This is a genomic window from Streptomyces sp. SM1, assembly GCF_002910825.1.
Classification (GTDB): Bacteria; Actinomycetota; Actinomycetes; order Streptomycetales; family Streptomycetaceae; genus Streptomyces; species Streptomyces okerensis.
Genome location: NZ_NEUB01000434.1, coordinates 1 through 9,257, shown reverse-complemented (window position 1 = coordinate 9,257; position 9,257 = coordinate 1). Strand labels below are relative to the sequence as shown.

Annotated in this window: 9 protein-coding genes; 7 read left to right on the top strand and 2 right to left on the bottom strand. The window is 72.7% G+C overall.

Annotated features, from left to right (window positions below):
- The 5 genes from B9S61_RS10850 to B9S61_RS10830 form a co-directional block, all read left to right on the top strand.
- On the top strand, positions 1 to 1,759 hold a 1,759-nt coding region (locus tag B9S61_RS10850; RefSeq protein WP_219819906.1), incomplete at its 5' end, for a bacterial transcriptional activator domain-containing protein.
- The gene (locus B9S61_RS10845) at positions 1,756 to 2,490 is read left to right on the top strand and encodes an A24 family peptidase (RefSeq protein WP_103542064.1); all 735 of its coding nucleotides are present in this window, start codon (positions 1,756 to 1,758) and stop codon (positions 2,488 to 2,490) included. The genes B9S61_RS10850 and B9S61_RS10845, both read left to right, overlap by 4 nt.
- A gap of 78 nt (positions 2,491 to 2,568) precedes the next feature.
- A complete protein-coding gene (gene mqnC, locus B9S61_RS10840; RefSeq protein ID WP_103542063.1) occupies positions 2,569 to 3,768 on the top strand; it encodes a cyclic dehypoxanthinyl futalosine synthase in 1,200 nt (399 codons plus the stop codon).
- A 7-nt stretch (positions 3,769 to 3,775) separates the two neighbouring features.
- Positions 3,776 to 4,375: a hypothetical protein gene (locus B9S61_RS10835; RefSeq protein WP_103542062.1), complete on the top strand. Its 600-nt coding sequence runs from the start codon at positions 3,776 to 3,778 to the stop codon at positions 4,373 to 4,375.
- Positions 4,376 to 4,405: 30 nt separating this feature from the next.
- Complete coding sequence (locus B9S61_RS10830; RefSeq protein WP_103542061.1) at positions 4,406 to 5,101, top strand: demethylmenaquinone methyltransferase; 696 nt, start codon at positions 4,406 to 4,408, stop codon at positions 5,099 to 5,101.
- A gap of 48 nt (positions 5,102 to 5,149) precedes the next feature.
- Here B9S61_RS10830 and B9S61_RS10825 read toward each other — a convergent pair whose 3' ends face one another.
- Positions 5,150 to 5,446, bottom strand: a complete 297-nt coding sequence (locus B9S61_RS10825) for a PASTA domain-containing protein (protein ID WP_374936199.1) — start codon at positions 5,444 to 5,446, stop codon at positions 5,150 to 5,152.
- Positions 5,447 to 5,618: 172 nt separating this feature from the next.
- Entirely contained in the window at positions 5,619 to 6,125 is a 507-nt protein-coding gene (locus B9S61_RS10820; RefSeq protein WP_103542065.1) for a GNAT family N-acetyltransferase, read from the bottom strand.
- Between the two features lie 99 nt (positions 6,126 to 6,224).
- Here B9S61_RS10820 and B9S61_RS10815 point away from each other — a divergent pair, with 99 nt between their 5' ends.
- Positions 6,225 to 7,508: a geranylgeranyl reductase family protein gene (locus B9S61_RS10815; protein ID WP_103542060.1), complete on the top strand. Its 1,284-nt coding sequence runs from the start codon at positions 6,225 to 6,227 to the stop codon at positions 7,506 to 7,508.
- A 161-nt stretch (positions 7,509 to 7,669) separates the two neighbouring features.
- Positions 7,670 to 9,257, top strand: a 1,588-nt coding sequence (locus tag B9S61_RS10810; protein ID WP_103542059.1) for a hypothetical protein, incomplete at its 3' end; no start/stop codon positions are given.

Below are 9,257 nucleotides of genomic sequence, written 5' to 3'. Positions count from 1 at the left end.
GATGGAGCCGCCCACACCGGCCGGGGACGCCCTGGACGTGCAGGACGCGCTGCTCGTCGGCGCCGACCCCGAGGGCGTACGGCTGCTCGACCGGTCGCTGCGCGGGCTCGCCGCGTCGCTGGCGGCCGAGTCCCGCCCGCTGCCCACCGTCTACGCGGCCTGGCTCAGCAGCGGTGATCTGCACCTCCAGCTCGCCCAGCCGTCCGGGAAGCCCCCGGCGCCCTGGCAGCTCGGGCAGGACGAGACGTTCTGGCTGCTCGCCAAGGACGACGCCGAGCGGTACGAGGACACGGACACCGCCGCTCCCTACCCGGGCCTCGTCAGCCTCGGCACCATGGACGACTCCCGGCTGCTGCTCAACCTGGAGTCCGTCCCCGGCCTCGTCTCCCTGAGCGGCAGCGAGGCCGACCGGGCCGCCGTGTTCGCCGCCGTCGCCGCCGAGCTGGCAACCAACGGCTGGTCGGACCGGATGACCATCACCCTCGTCGGATTCGGTGAGGACCTCACCCCGCTCGCGCCCAGCAGGCTGCGTCACCTCGACGGCGTCGAGGCACTGATCGAGACCATGGAGGCCGAGACGCGGCAGCGGCGCGGCGCGCTGGGCGCGGCCGGGCACGACTCCGTGCTCACCGGACGCACCGGGCCCGCCCAGCACACCCGTTGGGCTCCGCACCTCGTGCTGCTCGCGGCCGAACCGTCCGCCGAGGACGCCGTCACGCTCGCCGAACTCGCCGCCGACGCCGGCCGGCTCGGCATCGGCTACCTCGTCGGCACCGAGGGCGGTGAACTGCCGGGCGCAGCCTGGGAGATGGAGATCACCGGCGAGGGCAGGCTGCTGGCGCCCCTCCTCGGCCTCGAACTCGACGCCCAGTTGCTGCCGGCTGCTCAACAGCGCGCCGTCATCGAGCTGTTCACCGACGCCGACCCCGAGCGCGGTCCCGACGGACCGGGCGACACACCGCCGTTCCTCGTCGACATCAGCGAGCAGGGCCGGCCGGCCGTGTACGCGCGCCTGGTCGGACCGTACGAGATCATCGGTCTCGACACCCCGGACGACGAGCGCAGCGCGCTGCTGCACGAGGCGCTCGCGCTGCTGCTCCTGCACCGCGAGGGCGTGCACCCGCGCGTGCTGGCCTCCGCGCTGTGGCCGCGCGGGGTCACCGACGACGTCCGCGAGGCGCTCGTCGAGCGGCTGCGCGGCTGGCTCGGCACCGATCCCGACGGCACCCCCCGCCTCGGCACCGACGCCACCGGGCGGCTCACCCTCGCCAAGTCGGTCGTCTCCGACCTGGACGTGCTGCGGTCCCTGTACCACGAGGCGACCCAGGGCAAGGGCGTCGACAGCCGGGCCGTGCGCGGCCGGCTGCTCACCGACGCGCTGGTGCTGGTGCGCGGGCCGCTGCTCGCCGACCGGCCCGAGGGCCGCTACCGCTGGCTCACGCACGAGATCGTCGACGCCCAGCTCCCGCTGCTCGTCGCGGACACCGGACTCGCGCTGGCCGAGTTCCACCTGGTCAAGGACCGCGCGGAGAAGGCCGTCGAGGCGCTGAACGCCGCGCTGCGCACCGCCCCGGCCGACGAGCGGCTGTGGAACGAGCTGCTGCGCGCCACCCACGCCCTCGACGACCCCGAGCGGCTCACCGCCCTCGCCGCCGACCTCATCGGCCGCAGCGGCGCCCGCGGGCTGCCGCCCCGTACCGAGGCGCTGCTCGACGAACTGCTGCCGGCCTGGCGCGACACGGTCGCGGCGGCCGGATGAGCGACGGTGTGTATGTCTCGCTGATCGCCGTCGCCGCGCTGTGGGGCGCGGCGGCCGGCGCGGCGCTGCCCCGCGCGGCGTACCGGTTCTCCGTCCCGCCGGGGGAGGCGTGGCGGACGGCGTGTCCGGCGGGGCACCCGGTCACCGGCTGGCTCGGACGGGGCAGGTGCGGGCCGTGCGCGGGACCGTCGTACGGACCGGGTGCCGCGGCCGTCGTCGTGACCTCCCTCGTCTGCGCGGCGCTCGCCGCCGCCACCGGAACCCGGCCCGAACTGGGTGTCTGGCTGCTGCTCGCGCCCGTCGGGGTGCTGCTGGCGATGGTCGACTTCCGGGTGCAGCGGCTGCCCGACCCGCTCACCCTGCCGCTCGCCGGAGCGGCCCTCGCCCTGCTCGGTCTCGTCGCCCTCGCCCCCGGGCACGCCGGCGAGTGGACCACCGCCCTGCTGGGCGCGCTCGCGCTGGGCGCCGGCTACTTCGTGCTGTTCCTCGTCAACCCGGGCGGCATGGGCTTCGGCGACGTGAAACTGGCGCTCGGCGCGGGCGCCGTCCTCGGCTGGTACGGCTGGCCGACGGTGATGCTCGGCACCCTCGCCGGGTTCGTGTTCGGGGCGCTGTACGGGGGTGTGCTGGTCGTCGCCCGGAAGGCGGGCCGCAAGACGGCCATCCCGTTCGGGCCGTTCCTGATCGGCGGCGCGTTCACGGGGCTGCTGATCGGCGCGTACGCGGCCTGACGTCAGCCGCGCGAACCCGCTGACGTACGCTGGACCGGTCTGTCCACACCCCTTACGAACTATGCGAAAGGGACGCCGGTGACCGAGAAGGCCGACCTTCAGACCGTCCTCGACCGTGCCGCCGCCGGTGGGCGGATCACTCCCGAAGAGGCCCTCGACCTCTACCGCGACGCCCCGCTGCACGCGCTGGGCGCCGCCGCCGACGCCGTCCGCAGGCGCCGGTACGCCGGTACGGAGCACATCGCGACGTACATCATCGAGCGGAACATCAACTACACGAACGTGTGCGTCACGGCGTGCAAGTTCTGCGCCTTCTACGCGGCCCCGAAGGACAAGGCGAAGGGCTGGACCCGCGACCTCGACGACATCCTGCGGCGCTGCGCCGAGACGGTCGAGCTCGGCGGTACGCAGATCATGTTCCAGGGCGGTCACCACCCGGACTACGGCGTCGAGTACTACGAGCAGCACTTCGCCGCCATCAAGAAGGAGTTCCCGCAGCTCGTCATCCACAGCCTGGGGGCGAGCGAGGTCGAGCACATGGCCCGGATCTCGGGGGTGCCGGTCGACGAGGCCATCACCCGGATCCACGAGGCCGGGCTCGACTCCTTCGCCGGCGCCGGCGCCGAACTGCTGCCCGCGCGTCCGCGCAAGGCCATCGCCCCGCTGAAGGAGTCCGGCGAGCGCTGGCTGGAGATCATGGAGATCGCGCACAACCTCGGTGTCGAGTCGACGTCCACCATGCTGATGGGCACGGGCGAGACCAACGCCGAGCGGATCGAGCACCTGCGGATGATCCGGGACGTACAGGACCGCACGGGCGGCTTCCGCGCGTTCATCCCGTACACCTACCAGCCCGAGAACAACCACCTGAAGGGCCGCACCCAGGCGACCCTCTTCGAGTACCTGCGGATGATCGCGATCGCCCGGCTGTTCATGGACAACGTGGCCCACATCCAGGGTTCCTGGCTGACCACCGGCAAGGAGGTCGGCCAGCTCTCCCTGCACTACGGCGCGGACGACCTCGGCTCCATCATGCTGGAGGAGAACGTCGTCTCCTCCGCCGGCGCCAGGCACCGCTCCAACCGGATGGAGATCATCGACCTGATCCGCAAGGCGGGCCGGGTCCCGGCGCAGCGGTCGACGACGTACGAGCACCTCGTCGTGCACGACGACCCGGCGAACGACCCCGTCGACGAGCGCGTGGTCTCCCACATCTCCTCCACGGCCATCGAGGGCGGCACGGCCCACCCGGAGCTCAAGCTCCTCGCCCCCAACTGACGCCGCCGTGCTGACCCTTCACACCGCCGACGCCTCGCCCGAGGCGGCCGTCCTGGTCGACGGCGCGCACATCGCCGCCTTCGGCCCGTACGAGCGGCTGGCCGCCGGCCACCCGGACGCCCGGCTGCGGCGGTGGCCCGGCATCCTGACGCCCGGACTGCTCAACCCGTACGGCCCGGAACTGCTGGAGCAGGCGTACCACCCCGATCCGCGCGAGGCGGACCGGCTCGGTACCGAGCCGCTGTTCGGGGAGCGCGCGCAGGCACTCCTCGGCGCCGGCCCGTCCGTGCGGGGCGCCAGCGCACGCCGCGGAGTACAGCGCATGCTGGCGCACGGAACGGTCGCGGTCGCCGGTGAACTGCGCAGCCGCCCGGTCCTCGACGCGGTGGGCAGGGCAGGGCTCGCCCGGGCGGGCCGTCCGGCCACGCTGCCCGGGCCCCCGGCGCTCTCCCCGGTGCCACTCGTGCTGCTGCCGGGCCTCGGCGCCGGGAGGCCCGCGCGGTTCGCGGTGTTCGACGTGCCCGACCGCGGCGCCCTGGTGCGGGAAGGCGCGTCCACGTGCGTGGTCACCGTGGTGGGCGGCCGCATGGTGTACCGGCGCGCGTAGACGACGGAGGCCGCCTGCCACAATGGCCCCGTGACCCGAGCCAGCCTGGACAAGCAGCCGCACGAAGTCGCCTCGATGTTCGACGACGTCGCGGAACGGTACGACCTGACCAACGACGTGCTCTCCCTCGGGCAGGACCGCCGATGGCGCAAGGAGGTGGCGAAGGCGGTCGACGCGCGGCCCGCGCAGAAGATCCTGGACCTGGCGGCCGGCACCGGCACGTCGTCGATGCCCTTCGCCGTCACCGGTGCCTACGTCGTGCCCTGCGACTTCTCCCTGGGCATGCTCCAGGTGGGCAAGCGCAACCGCGCCTGGCTGCCGTACACCGCCGGTGACGCGACGAGGCTGCCCTTCAGGGACGACGTCTTCGACGCGGTGACCATCTCCTTCGGACTGCGCAACGTGCAGGACACGGACGCGGCCCTGCGCGAGATGCGCCGGGTGACCCGGCCCGGCGGGCGGATCGTCATCTGCGAGTTCTCGCACCCGACCTGGGCGCCGTTCCGCACCGTCTACACCGAGTACCTGATGCGGGCCCTGCCGCCGGTCGCCCGGTCGGTGTCGTCCAGCCCGGACGCGTACGTCTATCTCGCCGAGTCCATCCGCGCCTGGCCCGACCAGCCCGCGCTCGCCGACCGGCTGAAGGGCGCCGGCTGGTCGAAGGTGGCGTGGCGCAATCTGACGGGCGGCGTGGTGGCGCTGCACCGCGGGTTCAAGGACAGCTGAGCGGCCCGACGTCCTCCGGGGCGGCCGAGCGGCACGGTGCGCCGTGCTTCAGGGGCAACCGAGCATCACGGCGCGGGAGCCGCCGCCGGGCGGCTCCTCCAGTTCTTGCCGGAGCCCGCCGGGCGGCGGCAGGGGCCCGCGCGGCTCACGCACCCCTCCGCCCCCGCCGTCGCCCTCGCCGAAGTCGAACCACACGTGGACCACGGAGTCCCGGGGCACCTCCGCCCCGGGCCCCGGGTACTGGCGCACGACGTACTCGACGGCGGCGAGAGAAAGGTCCGGCCGGTCCGCGGCGCTCACGAACAGGCCCTGCGCGCGGGCCGATTCGCGCGCGTCCACGGCCATCAGGCCGACCAGGCGCGGCACGCGCACGTCGGGTGTCCCGGGTCCATCGGGCGTCACACGCACGGACGTCACCCCCCTGCGGTACCGGCAGAGTAGACCGGTGCGGGGCACGCCGGAAGCACCTCATGGCGTTCCGTGACATTTGGTCACCGTGAGCGTCTGCCCGGTGGGGTCAGAGGTCCAGGCGGTAGCAGTGGGCCTCCTGTCGCGAGACGGGCGTCATGAAGGTCTCGGCGAGACGCATCCCCAGCCGCCGGGTGACCGCTATGGAGCGGGCGTTGCGGGCGTGCACCATCGCCACCACGCCCGTCGGGCCCGCCGCGGTCACCCGCTCGAGCGTCTCGCGGGCCGCCGCGGTGACGTACCCCCTGCCCCAGTGCTCGCGGGCGAGGCGCCAGCCGATCTCGATCTCGCCCGTCGGGCCCCAGTCGCGCTCCCACGGCTGGGCGCCGGTGAAGCCGATGACCTGGCCGGACTCGTCCAGCATGGTCCACAGGCAGAAGCCGAGCAGGGCGTCGTGCCGGCGCTGGCGGGCGGTCAGCTCCTCGTAGACCGACAGGTCCGCCGCCTTGCCGCCGTGGAACTCCATGACGTCCGGGTCGTCGAAGATCCGGTGCCAGGCGAAGGCGTCCTCGTGGGTGGGGACACGCAGCCGTACAGCGGGGAGAGCTCGGTTCACGGGGCAGCCCTTCAGCCGGGTGATCAATTCTGCTGAATAGACTGCCCGTGTCCAGTGCCGGCCGGCACGCAGATTTATCGACCCTGGGGAGATCCCGCCGTGACCGAGCCCCTCTCCGACAACACCGCCGACGTGATCGTCGTGGGCGCCGGACCAGCCGGCTCCACCACCGCCTGCCACCTGGCCCGGTCCGGACTCGACGTGCTCCTGCTGGAGAAGACCGAGTTCCCGCGGGAGAAGGTGTGCGGCGACGGCCTCACCCCGCGCGCCACCAAGCAGCTCGTCGCGATGGGTATCGACATCTCCGAGGAGGCCGGCTGGCTGCGCAACAAGGGCCTGCGCATCATCGGCGGCGGCGTCCGCCTCCAGCTGGACTGGCCGGATCTCGCCTCCTTCCCGGACTACGGTCTGGTCCGCAAGCGCGACGACTTCGACGAGCAGCTCGCCCGGCAGGCGCAGAAGGCGGGCGCCCGGCTGTACGAGCGCTGCAACGTGGGCGCGCCGGTCATCGACGACCGCACCGGGCGCATCACGGGAGTCAAGGCCAAGCTCGGCGAGGAGAAGCGGGAAGTCACCTTCCACGCCCCGCTGGTGGTGGCCGCCGACGGCAACTCCACCCGGCTGTCCCTCGCGATGGGGCTGCACCGGCGTGAGGACCGGCCGATGGGCGTCGCGGTCCGTACGTACTTCACCTCGCCGCGCCATGACGACGACTACCTGGAGTCCTGGCTGGAGCTGTGGGACCGCCGGGGTGCGCAGGACCGGCTGCTGCCCGGCTACGGCTGGATCTTCGGCATGGGCGACGGGACCAGCAACGTCGGTCTCGGCGTGCTCAACACCTCCGACTCCTTCAAGGAGCTGGACTGGCGCGAGGTCCTCAAGGCCTGGTGCGCCTCCATGCCGGAGGACTGGGGCTACACCCCGGACAACATGACCGGCCCGATCCGCGGCGCCGCGCTCCCCATGGCCTTCAACCGCCAGCCGCACTACACGCGCGGACTGCTGCTCGTCGGTGACGCGGGCGGTCTGGTCAACCCGTTCAACGGCGAGGGCATCGCCTACGCCATGGAGTCCGGGCAGCTCGCCGCCGAGGTGATCGTCCAGGCGCACGCGCGGGCGACCCCGGCCCAGCGGGAGATCGCCCTGCAACGCTACCCGCGCGTCCTGAAGGACGCCTACGGTGGTTACTACACGCTCGGCCGCGCCTTCGTGAAGCTCATCGGCAACCCGAAGGTCATGCAGATCGCCGCCCAGCGCGGTCTGACGCACCCGATGCTGATGAAGTTCACCCTGAAGCTCCTCGCCAACCTGACCGACCCGACGGGCGGCGACGCGATGGACCGCATCATCAACGGGCTGAGCAGGGTGGCGCCGAAGGCGTGACGGGTTGCGGTGCGTCTGCACCGTCACCGTCCGGTGTGACCGGTGAGGTATGCGTGACCGTGATCACCGCGTGACGCTTTCGTGGACAACCGATCGACAACAGCGGCTGTCGGACGGGGCGTACCCAGTCAGGTACGTCCCGTCCGACGAAAGAGCCTTTCATGACACAGCAGGCAAACCGGCGCCTCGGGCCGCTCAGAGCCCTGGGCCTGGTGGCCGCCGCGAGTCTGGTCGCGGCCGGTGGGGCGGGCACGTCCCACGCGGTCGACACACCCCTGCCGGTGACGATCACCGGCGAGGACCGGGTCGCACTGTCCCTGCACTCCGACAACGGACAGCCCACGGAACAGCAGGTCGACCTGCGGCTGAACGCCCCGGGCGAGCCGTTCGAGGGCGACGGCATCATCCCGACCGTGTTCACCGGCGAGTACACGATCCGCATCGACGCGACCGAGCTGGCGGGCGTCGCGGACGTGGAACTCCCGTGCGAGGCCGACGGCCTGGTCGCCGTCTGCTCGGGTTACGAACTGTACGCGGGCCAGACGTACAACAAGGTGGGCAAGATCCGGCTCGACGTCGGCGACGACAGCGAGGCCGGGGACGTCGGCAGCATCAAGGTCACCGGTGAGGGCGCGGGGCTGGAGTTCACCCCGCTCACCGTCGATGTGCTCGTCGGCGGCGCCGAGTTCCTCAACCGCGAACTCTCGGTGCCGGACGACCTCCGGGCGGGCGGCACCTACGAGGCACCCGTGGGGCTGCGCAACGCCGGCGGCCTGGGCGCCGAGGGCGCGGTGCTGTGGTTCCACGGCTCGCGCGGGGTGTCCTTCCCCGACTCCTACGGCAACTGCTCCTACGCAGAGGTGACCACCGGCCCCCTGCTGCGCCAGGGCACCGACGCCATCTGCACCTTCCCCGACCCGATCGACGCGGGGGAGGCCTACGCCCTGGCCGAGCCGCTGAAGGTGGGGACCGCGGACTTCGCGCTGCACGACGTCTTCACCTACGCCTTCTCGGCGGTCGGCCCGGACGGGACGGCCGCGCTGCGCGCCGCCAAGGACTACCGCCCGGGCACCGGCGCGGACCTCACGCTGAAGAAGGTCTCCGGCGCGGACCCCGCGGACTACACCCGGTACGTGGACGTGGACCTGCCCCTGAAGAACACCTACGACCTGGAACTGACCGGCGCCTCGCTGGACGCCGGAGCCGGTGACACGGTCACGGCAGAGCTCGGCTTCCGCAACAACGGTCCCGCCTGGCTCAGCTCCCAGCGGTCCGGCGGTGAGCCCATCGGGTTCACGGTGGCCGTCCCCGAGGGGGCGACCGTGACCAGGGCGCCGGAGCGCTGCGGGGAGAACACCATCGCCGAGGGCGTGCGGGGCTATTTCTGCTGGGTGAGCACCCCGCTGCTGGAGGACGCCGAGTTCACCTTCCCGTTCGAACTGCGCGTCGACCGCGTCGTCGAGGGCGCCAAGGGGAAGGTGGCGCTGCCCGAGTGGGACAACCCCTTCGACGCCGACCACGCGAACAACTCCGCCTGGATCGTGCTCAACGGCTCCGACGGCTCCGACGGCTCCGACGGGTCCGACGGGTCGGCGGACGGCGGTACGGGCGACGGGACCGACGGCGGCACCTCGGGCGGTCCGACACCGCCCGGTTCCGGTGGCGGCGACTCCGGTTCGTCCGGTTCCTCCGGCGCGGACGGTACGGACGGAACGGACGGCTCCTCCGGCGACGGTACCGGGGGCGGTC